This is a genomic window from Cupriavidus sp. OTU4054 (assembly GCF_038440175.1).
Taxonomy (GTDB): Bacteria; Pseudomonadota; Gammaproteobacteria; order Burkholderiales; family Burkholderiaceae; genus Cupriavidus; species Cupriavidus pauculus_D.
Genome location: NZ_JASATF010000025.1, coordinates 61,279 through 80,410, shown reverse-complemented (window position 1 = coordinate 80,410; position 19,132 = coordinate 61,279). Strand labels below are relative to the sequence as shown.

Annotated in this window: 17 protein-coding genes; 5 read left to right on the top strand and 12 right to left on the bottom strand. The window is 67.3% G+C overall.

Annotation, left to right across the window (positions count from 1 at the left end; genetic code table 11):
• Positions 1–24: 24 nt before the first annotated feature.
• Complete coding sequence (locus AAHB16_RS25210; RefSeq protein WP_150372715.1) at positions 25–1,548, bottom strand: MdtA/MuxA family multidrug efflux RND transporter periplasmic adaptor subunit; 1,524 nt, start codon at positions 1,546–1,548, stop codon at positions 25–27.
• 416 nt (positions 1,549–1,964) lie between these two features.
• Between AAHB16_RS25210 and AAHB16_RS25205 the strand changes: the two genes are divergently transcribed.
• Both AAHB16_RS25205 and AAHB16_RS25200 read left to right on the top strand, forming a co-directional pair.
• Complete coding sequence (locus AAHB16_RS25205) at positions 1,965–2,696, top strand: response regulator (RefSeq protein WP_150372716.1); 732 nt, start codon at positions 1,965–1,967, stop codon at positions 2,694–2,696.
• 26 nt (positions 2,697–2,722) lie between these two features.
• Positions 2,723–4,003, top strand: coding sequence for an ATP-binding protein (locus AAHB16_RS25200; protein ID WP_150372717.1), 1,281 nt, complete (start codon positions 2,723–2,725; stop codon positions 4,001–4,003).
• 49 nt (positions 4,004–4,052) lie between these two features.
• On the opposite strand, the gene AAHB16_RS25195 is transcribed toward AAHB16_RS25200, so the two are convergent.
• On the bottom strand, positions 4,053–4,970 hold the full coding sequence (locus AAHB16_RS25195; protein ID WP_150372718.1) for a LysR family transcriptional regulator: 918 nt from the start codon (positions 4,968–4,970) through the stop codon (positions 4,053–4,055).
• A gap of 106 nt (positions 4,971–5,076) precedes the next feature.
• On the opposite strand from AAHB16_RS25195, the gene AAHB16_RS25190 reads away from it, so the two are divergent.
• Together AAHB16_RS25190 and dacB are read left to right on the top strand one after the other, a co-directional pair.
• A complete protein-coding gene (locus AAHB16_RS25190; protein WP_150372719.1) occupies positions 5,077–5,535 on the top strand; it encodes a PACE efflux transporter in 459 nt (152 codons plus the stop codon).
• A 52-nt stretch (positions 5,536–5,587) separates the two neighbouring features.
• The gene (dacB, locus tag AAHB16_RS25185) at positions 5,588–7,171 is read left to right on the top strand and encodes a D-alanyl-D-alanine carboxypeptidase/D-alanyl-D-alanine endopeptidase (protein WP_446718135.1); all 1,584 of its coding nucleotides are present in this window, start codon (positions 5,588–5,590) and stop codon (positions 7,169–7,171) included.
• A 33-nt stretch (positions 7,172–7,204) separates the two neighbouring features.
• Here dacB and AAHB16_RS25180 read toward each other — a convergent pair whose 3' ends face one another.
• The 7 genes from AAHB16_RS25180 to AAHB16_RS25150 all read right to left on the bottom strand — a co-directional run bounded on the left by AAHB16_RS25180 (position 7,205) and on the right by AAHB16_RS25150 (position 14,914).
• On the bottom strand, positions 7,205–8,197 hold the full coding sequence (locus tag AAHB16_RS25180) for an L-threonylcarbamoyladenylate synthase (protein WP_150372721.1): 993 nt from the start codon (positions 8,195–8,197) through the stop codon (positions 7,205–7,207).
• Positions 8,198–8,205: 8 nt separating this feature from the next.
• The gene (locus AAHB16_RS25175) at positions 8,206–9,450 is read right to left on the bottom strand and encodes a 5-(carboxyamino)imidazole ribonucleotide synthase (protein ID WP_150372722.1); all 1,245 of its coding nucleotides are present in this window, start codon (positions 9,448–9,450) and stop codon (positions 8,206–8,208) included.
• Positions 9,451–9,529: 79 nt separating this feature from the next.
• Complete coding sequence (gene purE / locus AAHB16_RS25170) at positions 9,530–10,030, bottom strand: 5-(carboxyamino)imidazole ribonucleotide mutase (RefSeq protein WP_150372723.1); 501 nt, start codon at positions 10,028–10,030, stop codon at positions 9,530–9,532.
• A 20-nt stretch (positions 10,031–10,050) separates the two neighbouring features.
• Entirely contained in the window at positions 10,051–10,959 is a 909-nt protein-coding gene (locus AAHB16_RS25165; RefSeq protein WP_342052275.1) for a phosphoribosylaminoimidazolesuccinocarboxamide synthase, read from the bottom strand.
• A 65-nt stretch (positions 10,960–11,024) separates the two neighbouring features.
• A complete protein-coding gene (gene fba, locus AAHB16_RS25160; protein ID WP_109582002.1) occupies positions 11,025–12,089 on the bottom strand; it encodes a class II fructose-bisphosphate aldolase in 1,065 nt (354 codons plus the stop codon).
• A 134-nt stretch (positions 12,090–12,223) separates the two neighbouring features.
• Positions 12,224–13,660 (bottom strand): pyruvate kinase, encoded by a 1,437-nt coding sequence (gene pyk / locus AAHB16_RS25155; protein WP_150372725.1) that lies wholly within the window; start codon positions 13,658–13,660, stop codon positions 12,224–12,226.
• Positions 13,661–13,717: 57 nt separating this feature from the next.
• The gene (locus AAHB16_RS25150) at positions 13,718–14,914 is read right to left on the bottom strand and encodes a phosphoglycerate kinase (RefSeq protein WP_342052274.1); all 1,197 of its coding nucleotides are present in this window, start codon (positions 14,912–14,914) and stop codon (positions 13,718–13,720) included.
• Positions 14,915–15,319: 405 nt separating this feature from the next.
• On the opposite strand from AAHB16_RS25150, the gene AAHB16_RS25145 reads away from it, so the two are divergent.
• Positions 15,320–16,447, top strand: a complete 1,128-nt coding sequence (locus AAHB16_RS25145) for a helix-turn-helix transcriptional regulator (RefSeq protein ID WP_342052273.1) — start codon at positions 15,320–15,322, stop codon at positions 16,445–16,447.
• Positions 16,448–16,462: 15 nt separating this feature from the next.
• On the opposite strand, the gene AAHB16_RS25140 is transcribed toward AAHB16_RS25145, so the two are convergent.
• From AAHB16_RS25140 to AAHB16_RS25130, 3 genes are all read right to left on the bottom strand, one after another.
• Positions 16,463–16,786, bottom strand: coding sequence for an AzlD domain-containing protein (locus AAHB16_RS25140; RefSeq protein ID WP_342052288.1), 324 nt, complete (start codon positions 16,784–16,786; stop codon positions 16,463–16,465).
• Between the two features lie 8 nt (positions 16,787–16,794).
• Positions 16,795–17,604 (bottom strand): AzlC family ABC transporter permease, encoded by an 810-nt coding sequence (locus AAHB16_RS25135; RefSeq protein ID WP_223851316.1) that lies wholly within the window; start codon positions 17,602–17,604, stop codon positions 16,795–16,797.
• Positions 17,605–17,746: 142 nt separating this feature from the next.
• Positions 17,747–19,111 carry an MFS transporter gene (locus AAHB16_RS25130; protein WP_150372728.1) on the bottom strand — a complete coding sequence of 455 codons (1,365 nt, stop codon included), beginning with the start codon at positions 19,109–19,111 and terminating at the stop codon, positions 17,747–17,749.
• Positions 19,112–19,132: the final 21 nt, after the last annotated feature.

The window sequence follows — 19,132 nt, the reverse complement described above, 5'->3', positions numbered from 1 at the left end:
GCCGCTCCTCGATTCCTTCGCCGCTTACTGCTGCGGGCGCTGGCCGACGTTGCCGGCGGGGTTGGCGGGGGTGTTCCGGGTCGGGTCGGGGACCGCATCCGCATCGCGCTGGCGGCGCGGCTCGGCCATCGGCGCGCTGGCACCGCTCGCCCCGTCGCCACGGCGCGCATGGGCACCGCTCGCGCCGGCGCCGCTCGCGCCGCCCCAGTTGCTGCCCTCGCGGTGGCGGCCGCGCCCGCGCGGCTGGCTCGCAGGTACCAGTTGTGCCGCGCGCGCGGCCGGATCCACGGCCTCCACCGTCATGCCTTCCTTCAGGCGGTCCGCGCCGTCGATCACCACGCGCTGGCCGGGCTGCAGGCCCTTCGTCACCGCCGTGCGCGTGCCATCGCTGGCGCCGAGCGTGACCGTCGCCACATGGACCGTGCTGGCCTCATCGACCACGTACACGAACGTGCCCTGCTGGCCGCGCTGGATGGCCGCCACCGGAATGACCGTGGCGTCCTCGAGCGTATCGATGCGCGTGCGCACGTTGACGAACTGGTTCGGGAACAGCATGCCGTCCTTGTTCTCGAACTGCGCCTTGAGCTTGACCGTGCCGGTGGTGACGTCGATCTGGTTGTCGGTCGTCAGCAGCGTGCCTTCGGCCAGCTGCGTGCGCATCTGGCGATCCCAGGCCTGCACGGGCAGCTTCTTGCCCGCATTGAGCTGCCGGAGCACCTGCGGCAGGTTGTCCTCGGGAATCGTGTACAGCACGGTGATGGGCGTGATCTGCGTGATCAGCGCGATGCCGTTGGTGTCGCTGGTGCTCACGATATTGCCGGGGTCCACCTGGCGCAGGCCGATGCGGCCGGACACCGGCGCGACGATGCGCGTGTAGCCCAACTGGATCCGCGCGTTGTCCACATTGCCCTGATCGGTCTTGACCGTGCCTTCGTACTGGCGCACGAGGGCGTCCTGCGTGTCCACCTGCTGGCTCGAGATCGAGTCCTGCTGGAGCAGCGTCTTGTAGCGCTTCTGGTCGAGCCGCGCATTCTGCAGCAGCGCCTGATCGCGCGCGAGCTGGCCCACGGCCTGGTCGTAGGTGGCCTGGAACGGACGCGGGTCGATCTCGGCCAGCACGTCGCCGGCCTTGACCATCTGGCCTTCCTTGAACAATACGCGCAGCAGCGGGCCGGAAACCTGCGCGCGCACGGTCACATTGGCCAGCGGGGTCACGTTGCCCAGCCCGTTGAGCACGACATCCATGTCCCGGCGCGCGACCGTGGACACGACTACGGGAGAGCGCGGCATATTGGCGCCCGGTCCACCGGGCCCGCCCGGGCCGCGCGCCTGCCGGCCGCCCGCCGCGGCCCCGCTCGCCCCGGCCTGGCTCCCGGCGCCATCGGCCGCCGCGCGATGGCCCTGCCACCAGTACCAGCCGGCACCGGCCAGCACCACGACGACCGCGATCGCGATCCATGTGCGGCGCGATGACGCGCCGCGCTGTGGCGAGGGCCCCCGGGGCGGGGTGGGTGGCGAGGAGGGTTGACCGTTTTCGGGTTGCGACATATCCGGAATCCTGGGAACGGCGCGCCCGGGATGGGGCACGCCAACGATATTCGCGCGGCGGCCGGGGGCCGGCCAGCGGGCGAAATGGCAAAGTATGCCAAATCGCGCTACCGGAAAGACCATTCGCCCTGGCCGCCTATGGAGGGGCTTCCCTTTCGGGTCCCGTTTTTCCTCTGGGGCAAGGTTCGGGAGGGCGATCGATCCGGTGCGGCTGGCAGGTAGGCGCCGCGCGATTGGCAGTGGCGAAAAATATCGCCACGTTGGGACGAAGCATAATGTGCCGGGATGACCGCGCCTGTTTCTGGCACCCGCTCTTTTATTACAGCGGATTACCAGCGGGCCGGGTGTAACCTCCGGAAACAAAACCGCGGACGCCAATCGCGTTCCCACGCCGCCAGCCTGACTATCATTTGCCTATGCGAACGAACCAGCCCACCCAGATCCTCGTCGTGGACGACGATCCCGAACTTCGCGACCTGCTGCGCGAGTACCTGACCTCGCAGGGCTTTGCCGTGTCCGTGCTGCACGACGGCGACGGCCTGCAGGCGCGCCTCGAGCGCGAGCGGCCCGCGCTGATCGTGCTGGACCTCATGATGCCCAAGGTCGATGGCCTGACGGCGCTGCGCAACCTGCGTGCGAAGAACGACGATATTCCGGTGATCCTGCTGACCGCGCGCAGCGACGAGATCGACCGTATCGTCGGGCTCGAGATCGGCGCCGACGACTACCTCGGCAAGCCGTTCTCGCCGCGCGAGCTGCTCGCGCGCATCAACGCGGTCCTGCGCCGCAAGCTCGCCCGGCCCGCGGCTGCACCCGAGGACCGCGAGTCGATCGCGTTCGGCCCGTTCCGCGTGAACTTCCGCCAGCGCTCGCTGCTCCGGACCGGGCAGGCGGTATCGATCAGCGACACCGAGTTCGCGCTGCTCAAGCTGCTGCTCATGCATCCGCTGGAAGTGCTGTCGCGCGAGCGCATCGTCGAGCTGATGTACGGCACCGCGAGCGGCATCAGCGACCGCGGCATCGATGTGCAGATCTGGCGCCTGCGCCGGCTGCTGGACGAGGACGCGCAGCGCCCGCGCTATATCCAGACCGTGCGCGGCAGGGGCTATACGTTCGTGCCCGACGAGGCCGAAGAGATTCCGCAGTAGGACTTTCGCACCAAAGACGCTGAGCAATGAAGCTGAGGATTGACACCCTGTTCGGACGCATGGCACTGCTGATTGCAGCGGTGCTCATGATCAGCCATTTCTCCTGGCTGACGATTCTTCGCATGGATCGTCGCCAGCAGCAGGTCGACTATTCGGTCGAACAGATGCTGTTCCAGCTGCAGAGCATCGAGCACGCGCTCGATGCGCGGCCGCCGCTGCCGTTGCCGAGCCTCGTCGAGATCGGCGACAACACGCGGGCGGAAGAATTGTCGGCGGTCCCGCAGGGTGGCCGGCCGCGCCGGCTGATCGAACAGTTCGGCAGCCGCCTGCCGAAGGGCAGCGAGTTGCGGATCGAGGACGAAGCCACGCCGCGGCTGTGGGTCAAGCTGCCGACGCGCGCGCAGTGGATCGCCATGCCGATCCTGTGGGTGCACAACCCCCCGCCCGACAACCGGCTCGTGCCCGGCGTCATCCTCGTGGTCGCCGTGGCGACGATCTTCGCGCTGCTGATCGCGTGGCAGATCCAGCGGCCCGTACGCGACATGGCCGAGGCCGCGGCGCGATTGTCGCGGCAGGAGATGGTGCCGCCGCTACGCGAGCGCGGGCCGCATGAGCTGCGACAGCTGATCGAGCGTTTCAATCGCATGGTCGCGGACCTCGTGCGCACGGACCAGGAGCGCAACACGATGCTCGCCGGCATCGCGCACGACCTGAAGACCCCGCTCGCGCGGCTGCGGCTCCGCGCCGAGATGCTGAGCGACCCGAAGGCCGCCGCGGGCGTCACGCGCGATGTGGAGTCGATGTCGGCGATCGTCGAGCAGTTCCTGACCTTCGCGCAGAGCAGCGAGCCCACCGCGCGGCCCGTGCCCGTGGAGAAGCGCATTTCCGAACTCGCGGCATCGCTGGCGGAGCAGGACCGCTTCGTCGAACTCGACCTCGCCGCGGGCGACGGCTTCCGCATGATCGCGACGCAGCTCGACCGCATCGTCGGCAACCTCGTCGATAACGCCTATGCGTACGGCGCACCGCCCGTCCATGTGTCCACCGCGCGTACGAACGAAGGCTGGCGCCTGACCGTGGAGGATCACGGCACGGGCATTCCCGACGATGCGATGGACCGCGTGACGCTGCCGTTCGTGCGGCTGGATCCGGCGCGCGGCGGCAACGCGCACTCGGGGCTGGGACTCGCGATCGTCGATCGCCTGGTCCGCCAGGGCGGCGGGCGCCTGAACCTCGTCAACCGCGAGGAAGGCGGCCTGCGCGTGGAGATGGTGTTTCCGTTTGCGCCGCTGGCGCAGGCGGCATAGGCGGTGCCCCTTATTGCCGCCCCTTATTGCCGCCCCTTATTGCTGCCTCCTACCGCCGCGCCGATCCGCCGCCCGAGACCGGAACCGGCAACGGCTCGCGTTTCACGCGCTCCCGCAGCCATGTCGCCGCCTTGCCGAGCGGCCGCTGCTTGTGCCACACGAGCTCCATCGCCACGGGCCAGTCCTTTTCCTGAAACGCGAGTTTCGGTGACACCAGTTGTGCCGCGGCCGGCGAGTTCGCGGCCACGTGCCAGGGTACGAATCCCCAGCCCAGATTGCGCTTGATCAGTTCGACGATGACCCACTGGCTCTCGACCCACCAGACATCGGCCGCGACGCGCAGGCGCTTCTTTTCTTCGCTGTCGCTGCGCGTGGCCACCATCAGCTGGCGATAACGCTTGAGCTCTTCCCAATCGACGCGCGGCTGGTGCGCGAGCGGATGCTCGGGCGCGCAGAGGATCGGCATCGGCACCCAGCCGAGCGCATGAAACGCGAGTTCGGCCGGCAGAATCTCCTGCCGCCACATGATGCCGAGGTCCGCGCACTGGCTCATCACGAGCCGGCTCACGTCCTCCATCAGCGGAAACAGCAGTTCGAGCTCCACCGCCGGAAACTGCCGCGAGAACTCCTCGAGCATCACGCCGAGAATCTCTTCCGGATACAGCTCGTCCACGGCCAGCACGAGCCGCGTCTCGACGCCCTCCCCCAGGCTCTTGGCCACGCCGCGGAAATGTTCGCAGCGTTCCAGGATCACGCGCGCCTCGGCCAGCAGGCGCTCCCCCGCGGGCGTGAGCACGGGATAGCGCGCGCTGCGATCGAACAGCGCATTGCCGAGGTCGATCTCGAGGTTGGCCACGGCCGCGCTGACCACGGACTGCGCCTTGCCGAGCCGGCGCGCGGCGGCCGAGAACGAGCCCGTTTCGGACGCCGCGACAAAGGCCTGCAACTGGTCGATGGAGAGACTCATACGCCTCCTTCCCTGCTATCTATCGGATAAACCGATGGTATCCAACTTGGCAATATCAATCCAGCAGATAGACTGTGTCCCATCGTCGTTTTTGCTGGAGAGGATCATGCGCACTACCGGAGACCGGATCCGACATGCGATCGGTTTCGAGTTGATCGGCCTGTTGGCCTTCGCCCCGCTTGCCAGCTGGGTGTTCGGCTATGCGCTGCACCAGATGGGCCTGATCGGTGCGGTGGCATCGCTGATCGCCGCCGCATGGAACTACGTCTACAACCTGATGTTCGACAAGGCGATGCTCCGCGTCCGCGGGGACGTCCACAAGACGCCGGCCATTCGCGTGCTGCACGCGATCCTGTTCGAGGGCGGCCTGCTGATCGTGTTCCTGCCGTCCGTCGCGTGGTACCTCGACATCAGCCTGTTCGACGCGTTCATCATGGACATCGCGGTGGCCGGCTTCTACATGGTCTACGCGCTGATCTACAACTGGGCCTACGACCTCGTGTTCCCGATTCCGAAGGCGCCCGCCCCCGTGAGCGGCGCGCGGTCGACTTCGCTGTCGAATTGACACGGTAACCGAGCGTTTCACGTCATCCGAACCGCGTTGGGCATGCGTTAACATCTCCGCCATGCCCATGCCCAATGCCCTGCCCCGCATCGTTCCGGCCGCCGCGCTCCTGGCGTGCCTTGCCGCCGGACTCGCAACCGTCCCCGCGGACGCCAAGACCGCCAAGGCCAAACCGGCCGCGGCGGCAAAGTCCACCTCCCCTTCTTCGTCCGCGCCGGCAAAGCATGCCGCCGCGGAGACCGTCGATCCCGCCGCCCTGCGCGCCGGGTTGCCGGCCAACGTCGTCACGGCATTACGCCGCGCCAACGTGCCGTTATCGGCCGCGAGCTTCTATGTCGTGAAGGTTGGCGCGCCCGCGCCGCGCGCGAGCTGGAATGCCGAGCAGCCGATGAATCCGGCCTCGACGATGAAGGTCGTGACGACGTTTGCGGGACTCCAATTGCTGGGGCCCGACTTTCGCTGGCAGACGTCGCTCTATGCCGACACGCAGCCCGGTGTCGACGGTTCGCTCAACGGCAATATCTACCTGCGCGGCCGGGGCGATCCCAAGCTCGTGCCCGAAGAGATGGCCAAGCTCGTGTCGTCCGCGCGGCGCGCCGGTGTCAACAATATCAATGGCGACCTCGTGCTCGACCGCAGCTTCTTCGCGGATGGGCTCGATGGCAACGGCACGATCGACGGCGAGTCCACGCGCGCGTACAACGTGAATCCGGACGCGCTGCTGTATGCGTTCAAGACGCTGTCCTTCACGATCAGTCCGGACCCGGCGAGCCGCTCGGTGGCGGTGTCGGTCACGCCCTCGCTGGCGCAACTGCGGGTGGACAACCGGCTGGCGCTGACGAACGGCCGTTGCGGCGACTGGCGGACGCGGGCGAACCCGGCCATCATGCCGCAGCCGGACGGCACGGTCGTGGCCGCGTTCGACGGCAGCTATTCGACCGATTGCGGCGAACATGTGATCAACCTCGCGACGCTGTCGCACAGCGATTTCATCTGGGGTGGATTCGTCGCCGAATGGCAGCTCGCGGGCGGAACGTTCACGCATGCGCCCGGCGTGCGCAGCGGCCCGGTGCCGCGCAACGCGGTGCTGCTGGCGCGGCACTATGGCGAGCCGCTCGGCGATATCGTGCGCGATATCAACAAGTATTCGAACAACGTGATGGCGCGCCAGCTGTTCCTGACCATCGGTGCGGAAATCGACCGTGGCGGCCCCGCGAGCACCGCGCGTTCGGCAACCGTGATCCAGCGCTGGCTGCAGAAGCAGGGGCTGGACCTGCGCAGCCTCGTGCTCGACAACGGCTCGGGCCTCTCGCGCGACGAGCGCATCAGCGCGTACGACATGGCGCGCCTGCTGCAGCAGGCGCTCGCGAGCAACGTGGGCCCGGCCCTGCTCGACTCGCTGCCGATCCTCGGCGTGGACGGCACCCTGCGCAACCGCCTCACGCGCGCGAACGCGGCGGGCAATGCGTATCTGAAGACGGGGACGCTGCAGGATGTGCGCGCGCTGGCGGGCTATGTCGATGCGCTGAACGGCGACCGGTATGTGGTGGTGGCCTACATCAACCACCCGAACGCATCCGCCGCGCAGGAGGCGCACGACGCGCTGATGCAGTGGGTGTACCGCGGCGCGCCTTGACGATCTGAGGACCCGACGACCTGGAGGCGGCGGCTATTCGAACGCCGCCGCGGCGCGGCCGAGGCGGTCCCGTACGCCATCCCATTCGTGCCCGGCCGGCACCGGCTCGAACACGAGCCGGCCGAACCCTTCCTTGTCGAGCCGGCGCAGCAGGCGATAGAGCTCGCGCGCATAGGCCTCCGGCGTAGCCGGCGCCGCCACGAACGCGCAGCGTGCGTCCAGACCCGAAGGCGCCTCGCGTCCAACGAACGCCAGCCGCCCATCGGCCGGCAGCGCGGCCAGGTAGGCCGGCAGCGCGGACGCATCGGCCAGCACCAGCGCCGTGCGCGGCGCGTAGTGGGCGCGCAGCGTGCCCGATGCCCGCGGCGCGGCCGCATCGGGCGGCAACGGCGCGGTGCCCAGCACGGCTTCCATCATCGCCGGGGTGATCGCACCGGGCCGCAGCAACACGGGGCCGACGCCCTGATCGAGCCGCGACAGATCGACGATCGTCGACTCGATGCCGACATCGACCCCATCGCCTTCCAGCACATAGACCGCATCGCCGAACTCGTCCCGCACATGCTGCGCGGTGGTCGGACTCACCTGCCCGAACTTGTTCGCCGAAGGCGCCGCGATGCCGCCGCGACCCCGCCGGAAACGCGACAGCAGCGCCTGCGCGACCGGATGCGACGGGCAACGCAGTCCAAGACTGTCCTGCCCGCCGGCCACGGCGGCCGGAATATGCGCGGCACGCTTGAGAATCAGCGTCAGCGGTCCCGGCCAGAACGCATCGATCAGCTTCTGCGCCGCCTCGGGCACCGAGTCGGCCCAGTAGCTGACGTCGCCGCCATCGACCACATGCACGATCACGGGATGATTCGACGGACGGCCCTTGGCGGCGAAGATGCGGGCAACGGCCTCGGGATTCTCGGCGTCGGCACCGAGCCCATAGACGGTCTCGGTCGGAAACGCGACCAGCTGTCCCGCTTCGAGCAGGCGAACCGCTTCGTCGAGCTCGGCGGCCGTGGGCATGCGTGAGGACATGAAAAGACTCAGAGCGGAATATGCAGCGCCTGGGCGGCCGCGACGAACGCCGCATCGGCTGCAGCGGCCGCATCACCGACGCAATTCACATGGCCCATCTTGCGCGCGGGGCGCGCATCGCTCTTGCCATAGAGGTGGAGCTTGGCGCCGGGCTGCGCGATGACCTGATCCCACGCGGGCGTGCGCTCGAGGCCGAACTCGAACCACGCGTCGCCCAGCAGGTTCAGCATCTTGCCGGCCGAATGCTGGCGCGTGCTGCCCAGCGGCATGCGCGCCATCGCGCGAACCTGCTGCTCGAACTGGCTGGTCTCGCAGGCATCCATCGTGATGTGACCCGAATTGTGCGGGCGCGGTGCCATCTCGTTGGCCACGAGCGAGCCATCGGTCAGCACGAAGAACTCGATGCACAGCACGCCGACGTAACCCATCTCGGTCGCGATGATCGCCGCCGCGGCACGCGCGCGATCGGCGATATCGTCGGACACGCTCGACGACGGCATCGTCGTCGAGAACAGGATGCCGTCGCGATGGACGTTCTCGGCCAGCGGCCACGTCGCGGTAGAACCGTCCGCGGCGCGTGCGGCCAGCACGGACACTTCGTAGGCCAGCGGCAGCATCTGCTCGAGCACGCACGGCACATGCTGCATCGCGCGCCACGCGGCCCGGACGTCCTCGCGCGTCTTCACACGCGCCTGGCCCTTGCCGTCGTAGCCCATGCGCGCGGTCTTCAGAATGCCGGGCAGCAGCGCCTCGGGCACCTGATCGACGTCCGCATCGTGCTGGATGACCCAGTGCGGCGCGGTGGGCACGCCCGTGCGCTCGGCACACGACGCAAAGAACTTCTTCTCGCCGATGCGGTTCTGCGCAATCGACACGCAATAGCCGCGCGGCGCCACGAACGCACCCAGTTGCTCCAGGCGGTCCAGCGACATCGACGGCACGTTCTCGAACTCGGTGCTCACGGCCTGGCAAAGCTTCGCCATCTCGTTGAGCGCCGCCTCGTCGGTGTACGGCGCGCAGATATGACGGTCGGCCACGATGCCTGCCGGGCTGTCCTGATCGGGATCGAGCACGCAGACGCGATAGCCCATCGACTGCGCCGCGTGCGTGAACATGCGGCCGAGCTGCCCGCCGCCCAGCATGCCAAGCCAGGCACCCGGCAGAATCGGCGCACCGGGCTGATCGACGCCGAACTCGGCGCGCGACTCGGGCGTATGGGCTTCGGACAGGTAAGGATGGATATCGGTCGGCATGCGTAGAACAGGAAAGAGCAGCTAAAACAGGCAGCTTGAAACAGGCGGCCAACGCGGCCGCGGAACGCGCGGATCGGACTCAGACGGGCAGCTTCATGGCCCGCGCGGCCTCGGTCTGCTTCGCGCGGAACGCTTCCAGCGCGTCGGCCAGCGCCGCGTCCGTGGTCGCGAGCGTCGCTATCGCATGCAGCGCCGCGTTGGCCGCGCCGGCCTCGCCGATCGCGAACGTCGCCACGGGCACGCCCTTCGGCATCTGCACGATCGACAGCAGCGAATCCTCGCCACGCAGGTACTTCGACGGCACGGGCACGCCGAACACCGGCACGATCGTCTTGGCGGCGATCATGCCGGGCAGATGCGCGGCACCGCCGGCGCCCGCGATGATCGCGCGAATGCCGCGGCCGCGCGCGGTCTCCGCATACCGGAACATGTCGTCGGCCATCCGGTGCGCGGATACCACCTGCGCCTCGAACGGTACGCCGAAATCCTTGAGCATGGCCACGGCGTGCTGCATCACGTCCCAGTCGGAACTGCTGCCCATGACGACGCCCACCACGGGCTTGTTTGCTTCGTTGCTCATGTTGCGAGATCCGTCGTCGATTATTGCAGCGCTTCGCCGGTCAGGCGCGTCAGCGCTTCCTTGTACTTGTCGGCGGTCTTCTGCACGACGTCGTCCGGCAGCTTCGGCGCCGGCGCGGTCTTCGGCCACGGCTTGCCGTCGATGCGCACGGCTTCCAGCCAGTCGCGCACGAACTGCTTGTCGAACGACGGGGGATTGGTGCCGACCTGATACGAATCGGCGGGCCAGAAGCGCGAGGAGTCGGCGGTCAGCACCTCGTCCATCAGCGTCAGCGTGCCGTTCTCGTCCAGGCCGAACTCGAACTTGGTATCGGCGATGATGATGCCGCGCGTGGCCGCGAACTCGGCCGCTTCCTTGTACAGGCGAATCGAGATATCGCGCATCTTCGCGGCCAGTTCCTTGCCGATGCGCTGCTCGACTTCGTCGAACGAGATGTTCTCGTCGTGCTCGCCCATCTCCGCCTTGGCGGCCGGCGTGAAGATCGGCTCGGGCAGCTTCTGCGCGTTCTGCAGGCCGGCCGGCAGCGCGATGCCGCACACCTTGCCCGTCGCCTGGTAGTCCTTCCAGCCGCTACCGGCGAGGTAGCCGCGCACCACGGCCTCGACGAGGATCGGCTTCAGGCGCTTGACCACCACCGCGCGGCCCCGCACCTGCGCCACTTCGTCCGGCGCCACGACGCTCTCGGCGGACACGCCGGTCTCGTGGTTCGGCACGATGTGCGCGAGGCGCTTGAACCAGAAGTTGGCCATCTGGTTCAGCACGCGGCCCTTGGCCGGGATCGGCTCCCCCATGATCACATCGAACGCGGACAGGCGGTCCGTCGTGACGATCAGCAGCTTGTCGTCGCCGACGGCATAGTTGTCGCGCACCTTGCCGCGGCCGAGCAGCGGCAGGGATTGAATGGAGGAATCGTAGAGGGCTTCGGACATGGTGGAAGAACTGAGAAACGTAAACGTAAAACTGCCCTCCCCGGAGGGGGAGGGCATCGGGCGTATTACTGCACGACTTGCGACAGCTTGCCCGACTTGTACTGCTGGGCGATGTCGGTCAGCGAAACCGCCTTGATCTTGCTGGCCTGGCCTTCACAGCCGAACGCCACGTAGCGCGCCTTGCAGACCTGCTTGGCGGCTTCGCGCGCGGGCTTCAGGTATTCGCGCGGGTCGAACTTGCTCGGGTTCTCCGCAAAGAAGCGGCGGATCGCGCCGGTCATCGCCAGGCGGATGTCGGTGTCGATGTTGATCTTGCGCACGCCGTACTTGATGGCTTCCTGGATCTCTTCGACCGGCACGCCATACGTTTCCTTCATGTCGCCACCGAACTGGCGAATTTCCTCGAGCAGTTCCTGCGGCACCGACGACGATCCGTGCATCACGAGGTGGGTGTTCGGAATGCGCGCGTGGATTTCCTTGATGCGGCTGATGGCGAGGATGTCGCCCGTGGGCTTGCGCGTGAACTTGTACGCGCCGTGCGAGGTACCGATCGCGATGGCCAGCGCGTCCAGCTGCGTGGCCTTGACGAAGTCGGCGGCCTGCTCGGGATCCGTCAGCAGCATCGAATGGTCGAGCTTGCCTTCGGCGCCGATGCCGTCTTCCTCGCCCGCTTCACCGGTTTCCAGCGAGCCCAGGCAGCCCAGTTCGCCTTCGACGGTCACGCCCAGCGCGTGGGCCATCTGCACGACCTTGCGGGTCACGTCCACGTTGTACTCGTAGTCGGCCGGCGTCTTGCCGTCTTCGCGCAGCGAGCCGTCCATCATCACGGACGAGAAATTCAGGTCGATGGCGGCCTGGCAGATCGCCGGCGACTGGCCGTGATCCTGGTGCATCACCACCGGGATATGCGGATACGCTTCCACGGCCGCTTCGATCAGATGCCGCAGGAAGTGCTCGCCCGCGTATTTGCGCGCGCCTGCCGATGCCTGCATGATCACCGGAGCGTTGACCTCGTCGGCCGCCTGCATGATGGCCTGCACCTGCTCGAGGTTGTTGACGTTGAACGCGGGCAGACCGTAGCCGTTCTCGGCGGCGTGGTCCAGCAGCTGGCGCATGGAAACGAGTGGCATCTCAAACTCCTGAATAAAAAATTGTTTCTGTATTCGTTCCGGTATTGGTTCCGGTATGCATGCTTTCCGGGCCTCGGGAGGCTCGCACACGCGGGCCCGGCCGTCTGTCCGGCGGGGCACACACGCGTTGTCGGTCAACTCCCTACGCGCACGATCTTTAGCGTATTCGTCCCACCCGCCTGGCCCATCGGCTCGCCGACCGTCAGCACGATGAAGTCGCCCCGCTGCACCACGCCCTGCGCCAGCAGCAGCGCCTCGGCCTGCTCCAGCGCGGTATCGCGATCCGTGCTCGACTCCAGCGGCAGGGGCACCACGTTGCGGTATAGCTGCATCTTGCGCTGGGAGGCCAGGTTCGGCGTCATCGCGTAGATCGGCACATGGATCCGGTGGCGGCTCATCCACAATGCCGTCGCACCGGAATCGGTCAGCGCGGCAATGGCCTTCACTCCAAGATGATAGGCGGTGAACAGCGCACCCATCGCAATCGACTGATCGATGCGCGAGAATGTCTGATTCAGGAAATCGGTATCGAGCTGCACCACCTCGGATTTCTCGGCCTCGAGGCAGATCGCGGCCATTGCCTCGACCGTTTCCACGGGGTAGCGGCCCGCGGCCGTTTCCGCCGACGTCATGACCGCATCGGTCCCGTCCAGCACCGCATTGGCCACGTCCGACACCTCGGCGCGCGTCGGCACCGGGTTCACGATCATGCTTTCCATCATCTGCGTGGCGGTGATGGTCAGCTTGTTGGCCTCGCGCGCAAGCTTGATCATGCGCTTCTGCAGCGCCGGGACCGCGGCGTTGCCCACTTCCACGGCCAGGTCGCCACGCGCGACCATGATGCCATCGGACGCCTGCAGGATTTCCTCGAGCACGCCCGGGCGGATGGCTTCCGCGCGCTCGATCTTCGCGATCATGCGCGTCTTGTGGCCATGCGGCTGGCCCGCGACGGCCGCCAGCTGGCGCGCCATTTCCATATCGGTGGCGTTCTTGGGAAAGCTCACCGCGACATAATCCGCGCCGAGCGCCATGGCGGTCTTGATGTCCTCCATGTCCTTCGCGGTCAGCGCCGGCGCCGACAGCCCGCCGCCCTGGCGGTTGATGCCCTTGTTGTTCGACAGGTCGCCGCCGATCTTCACCGTGGTGAAGATCTCCGGGCCGAACACGCGATCGACCACGAGCACGATCAGCCCGTCATTGAGCAGCAGCACATCGCCGGGACCGACGTCGCGCGGCAGGTCGCGGTAGTCCAGCCCCACGCGCTCCTGATTGCCGAGCTCGCAGGTCGCGTCGAGGACGAACGCGTCGCCCGGCTTCAGCGTGACCTTGCCGTGCTCGAACTTGCCGACACGGATCTTCGGGCCCTGCAGGTCGCACATGATCGCGACTTCGCGCGAGCACGCCTTCGCCGCCTCGCGGACGAGCGCGGCACGGTCGATATGGTCCTGCGCGGTGCCGTGAGAGAAATTGAGGCGTACCACGTCGACGCCTGCAGCGATCATGCGCGTCAGCATTTCGAGCGTGCTCGAGGCCGGGCCGATCGTTGCGACGATCTTGGTCATGCGGGTCATGCGGGCAACTCCTTCTGTCGGGGGTTTTCGTGGGGGGCGTTCTTCGGGAGACGTTGGTCAGCCTGCCGCGCGCTGTTCCAGCACTTCGAATGCGGGCAGCTTCTTGCCCTCGAGGAACTCGAGGAACGCGCCGCCACCGGTGGAGATATAGCCGATGCGATCGGCAATGCCGTACTTGGCGATCGCGGCCAGCGTGTCGCCGCCGCCGGCGATCGAGAAGGCGCTGGAGTCGGCGATCGCCTGTGCGAGGACCTTCGTACCGTTGCCGAACTGGTCGAACTCGAACACGCCGACCGGACCGTTCCAGACGATCGTGCCGGCGGCCTTGAGCTGATCCGCCAGTTGCGTGGCCGTCTTCGGGCCGATGTCGAGAATCATGTCGTCGTCGGCCACATCCTTGACGTCCTTGACCGTCGCGGTCGCGGTGGCGCTGAATTCCTTCGCGCAGACCACATCGACCGGAATCGGCACCGACGCGCCGCGCGCGGCCATGATGTCGATGATGGTCCTGGCGTCGGCGACGAGGTCGGCCTCGGCCAGCGACTTGCCGATCTTCAGGCCAGCGGCCAGCATGAACGTATTGGCGATACCGCCGCCGACGATAAGCTGATCGACCTTGTCGGCGAGCGACTTCAGGATGGTCAGCTTGGTGGAAACCTTGGAGCCCGCGACGATCGCCACGAGCGGACGGGCCGGCTGGCCCAGCGCGCGGCCCAGCGCGTCGATCTCGGCCGCCAGCAGCGGACCCGCGCATGCGATGGGCGCGAACTTCGCGATCCCATGCGTCGTGGCCTCGGCGCGGTGCGCCGTGCCGAACGCGTCGTTTACGTAGACGTCGCACAGACGCGCCATCTTCTGCGCGAGCTCGTCGCTGTTCTTCTTCTCGCCCTTGTTCACGCGGCAGTTCTCGAGCAGCACCACCTGGCCCGGCGCCACCTGCACGCCATCGACCCAGTTCTGCACCAGCGGCACCGGCTTGCCGAGCAGTTCGGACAGACGGGTGGCGATCGGCGCCAGCGAATCCTCGGGCTTGAGTTCGCCTTCGGTCGGGCGGCCCAGGTGCGACGTGACCATCACGGCGGCCCCGGCCGCGAGGCAGGCCTCGATGGCCGGCACGGACGCGCGGATGCGCGTGTCTTCCGTGATATGGCCCGCGTCATCCTGCGGCACGTTCAGGTCTGCGCGGATGAATACGCGTTTGCCGGAGATTTTGCCTTCGGAAATGAGATCGGAAAGACGCAGGACAGAGGTCATGGCGATATGCGGCGGGAACAGTCGGGGAAACCGGCATTTTACCTGATCGCCGTTGCGGAATTGCGCGTTGGCAGGAACTCTGACGCGACCGACGTTCCCGCCGCAACCAGATCGTCGTCAGATCCGGATTTGATAGTTCGTCGCATTTCTGCCATATCCCCCCCGCAGGCGGGGGTAACCGGCGTTGCCCCCGCAGAGGCAGTTCGAGTACTGTAGCAAGAAATGTATCCAAAACGTCTGCAATGTCAGACAAGTGGGATGCCGCCCGGTAAGGGACGTAAAACAGACGGACGCAAAAGAGACGGCAACCTGCGCACGGGGGCAGGGGGAAAGCGGCGCAGCGTATCGACGACAACGCCGGGGCGGCAAAGACTCGTACAGCAATCGGTACCCGGGGAGATGGCCATGCATGAGACGATCCGTGGCCTCTACGAGGGGATGCTAGACCGCACGGCATGGCGTCGCAGCCTGAAGTCGCTCTGCACCAAGAGCGACAGCGTGCGGGCCTCCATCGTCATCGTGGAGCACGTCAACGCGCACGCTCGCGTGGAAGAGATCGCGCATTCGGAATTGGGGGAGGTCGAGCCGGTCAGCCCACCGCCGCTCAGCCCGCCGCGTGACCCGCGCATGGGCCTGGCCGGTCCGCTGGCCGTGGGGCAATGGCAGATCGGCATCCGGCGCCCGTCGGGCGTGGCACAGATGTTCGGCAATGCGCCGGTTCCGCCCTTCATGACCTGCCTCGTCGATCGCAATCCGCGTCGCGAGATCTACCTTTGCCTGCAGCGGCGCCTCGAGCAGCCCCCTTACGATACGGCCGACGCGCAGGCGCTCGACTGGGCCGTTCCGCATCTGCGGCAGGCCATGGCCCTGTGCCAGCGCGCGCAGTCCGAGGCGCTCGCGCTGCGCGCCTCCATCGACGTCATCGGGCGGCTGCAATATGCGGTGCTGGTGGCGCGCGGCAATGGCACGCTGATCGTCGCGAACCCGGCCGGAGAGGCCTGGGCGCGCCGGCTATTGCCGCAGCATTCCAACGGGACCAACGGCACCAGCGGCACCAGCGGCAGCACCAGCGGTAGCACGGCCATGGCGCCGGGGGTGGCGGGCGCATCGGGATGGCGCCTGTCGCGGCCGCTGCCGGACGTGCTGCGGCTCGTCTGCGAGACCGCCTCGCCGCCGCAGGCGATTCACGCCATCGGCCACGAGGGCCGTACCGCGCAGATCGTGATCCAGCCGGTACGGCCGGGCGGCGAAATCAACGCGGCGCTCGTGGCCATTCACGAGAACCGCGGCGCGCCCCTGACGATGGCCACGATCCTGCGCGACCTGTACGCGCTCACGCCGGCCGAGTCGCGGCTGGCGTCGCTGATGATGACGGGCATCGGCCTGCCGGAAGCCTGCACGCAACTCGGCGTCAAGCGCGAGACCAGCCGCACGCAGCTCAAGTCGATCTTCACGAAGACCGGCACGGGCACGCAGGCACAGCTCGCGCACCTGCTCACGCGGCTCGGCAGCGTGCTCGCCGGCCCCGCCTGAAGTCAGCGGAAACAATCAGCCGATAAACCGCAGCACCGTGTAGACGGCCATGCCGACCGCGATCATCCCGACCATGCGGCGCGTGGCCAGATAAAACAGCGTGGCCGCGATGCCGGCCATCATGCGGTCATTGGCGGGCGAGATCGTGAAGTGCCCCTCGAACGTCAGGAAGTCGGGCAGGATGATTGCCGCGAGCGCGGCCGCCGGCGCATAGCGCAGCGCGCGCTGGATGCGATCGGGCAGCGTCACGCGTTCGCCGGCCATCAGGAACAGCGCGCGCGTGACGATCGTCACGGCCGCCATGCCGACCAGCGCGATCCAGATTTCGGTATGGCTCAGCGGCGTCGTCATCGCGACTCTCCCGACTTGCCCACGCCCTGCGCGCGGTTGCGGAGGCGAATCGCGCGCAGCGTGGCGCGATTTGCGAGTTCGTCGCTGGCCATGCCCGCCGCGATCGCGCCGACCACGGCCACCACGAGGCTGAGGCGGTACGGCAGGTCGAAGCACAGCAGCGCGAGCACCGAGGACACCACCACCGCCAGCATCGTCGAGCGCGAGGTGATCGTCGCGATCATCACCGGAATCAGCGCCATCGTCCCCGCGAGGCCGAGGCCCCAGCTATCGGGGAACAGGCTCGCGAGCAGGATGCCGACGATCGACGATGTCTGCCACATCGTGAAGTTGGTCAGCGCCATCCCCCAGAAGAATCCTTCCTTGCCGGGCGTGTAACCGATCTGGCTGCCATAGCGCTGCATAAAGTAGACGAAGTGCAGGTCGCCGTTGAACGACCCCATGAGCGTCCGGCGCCAGAGCGGCATGTAGCTGAAGTGCGGCTGCAGCGCCGCGCTGAAGATCACGAAGCGGAGATTCACCACGGCCGCGGTCAGCCACACGGTCCAGATCGGCAAGCCCGCCGCGAACAGCGGCAGCGCGGCCAGTTGCGCGGAGCCGGCATAGACCAGCAGCGACATGCCGATGGCCTCGGGCACCGTCAGCACCGACTTGCTCATGGCCACGCCGGTGACCAGACCCCATGAGAACACCGCGGGAAGGGAGGGCGCGAAGTAGCGCGCGCCTTCAAGGAAGCCCGTGCGCTCGGCCTCGGCAAAGCGATGCCAGAGGCGTTGCCACACGGGGGACGACATTCGGGGCGTCATGGCGAGATGAAAACCGGAAAGGCCAACGGCCGCACAGGACGCGCGGCCGTTGGCAGAGAGCCCCCATTATAGGCCCGTGGCGCCCGCTGGTAAGCAGCGACTTAAAAGCGCCCCGGGGAGTGTTGTTTCGAGGTCAAAGCGGTCAGGCGAGCTTTCCCGCCGGCGTCACCGGCGACGGCGCGCCCGCGACGGGCCCCACCGTATCGCGGTTCTCGCGCTTGTCGCGCGCGTCGCGGTCATCGTCACCGCCGCCGGCCTCGCCAAGGTCGATCCCCGACGTCTCCGGCAGCAGCGCCGCCGACACCATCACGAGCGCATACCCCACGCCCGCCACCATGGCGATGGCCAGCGCCAGCGACGTCCGGCCGCTGTTGAGCCAGCCTACGGCCAAAGGGAAGAACGAGCCGATCACGCGGCCGAGGTTGTACGCCACGCCGTAGCCGGTGGCCCGTACGCCGCTCGGGTACGACTCGGAGATCGTCGCGCCGATGCCCGAGAACACCCCCTGCATCAGCACGCCAAGCGGAAACCCGAGGAAGAGCATCGAGGTATTCGAGACGGGGATGATCATGTAGATCATCGCCATCACGAACGCGCCGGCCGCGAACGCGATATAGGTCAGGCGGCGGCCCCAGCGGTCGGTGGCATAGGCGCCGGCCACATAGCCGACCAGCGAACCGAGGATCGTCACGGCCAGGTAGGAACTGGTGCCGAACACCGACAGCCCGCGTTCGGTCTTCAGGAACGTCGGCAGCCACGTGGCGATCGCATAGTAGGCGCCCAGCATGCCGCCGGACAGCAGGCTGCACAGCACGGTCTTGCGCAGCAGCGGCCGCCGGAACACGCGCGACAGGTCCGCCATCGGCGAATCGTTGCCCCCGCGGCTACCGCGCTCGGCCCGGCTCTTGAGGAAGACTTCGGGCTCCTCGAGGTTGCGGCGCAGATAGACGACCACCAGCGCGGGGAGGATGCCGAGGAAGAAGCAGACGCGCCATGCCACCTCGGGCTCGAACAGGTTGAACGTGATGGCGTACGCGATGGCCGCGCCGCCCCATCCGAACGAGTAGCTGCTGGCCGTAAAGCCCGAATACTTGCCGCGATGCGCCGGATTGCGGATCAGCTCCGTCACCAGCACCATGCACAGCGACGACTCGCCGCCAAACCCGAGTCCTTGCAGCATGCGGAACGCCATCAGCTGCTCGGGCGAATTGGCGATGCCGCACAGGAAACACGACACCGCGAACACGAGGATCGTCCAGCGCAGCACGCGCACACGCCCGAACCGGTCCGCCAGCAGGCCCGCGCCGATCGCCCCGACGAGCGACGACACCAGCGTCCACGTGACGATGGCCCCCGCCATCGACTTGCTCATGCCCCACTGCGCGAGCAGTGTGGAAATCAGGAACGAATAGATCATGAAGTCGAACACATCGACCGCATGCCCCAGGAACGCTCCGTAGAACCCTTTGCGCTCCGCGCGCGACAACTCCCTGAACCAGTCCAGCATGATCTCCCTCCCCTGTTTGTC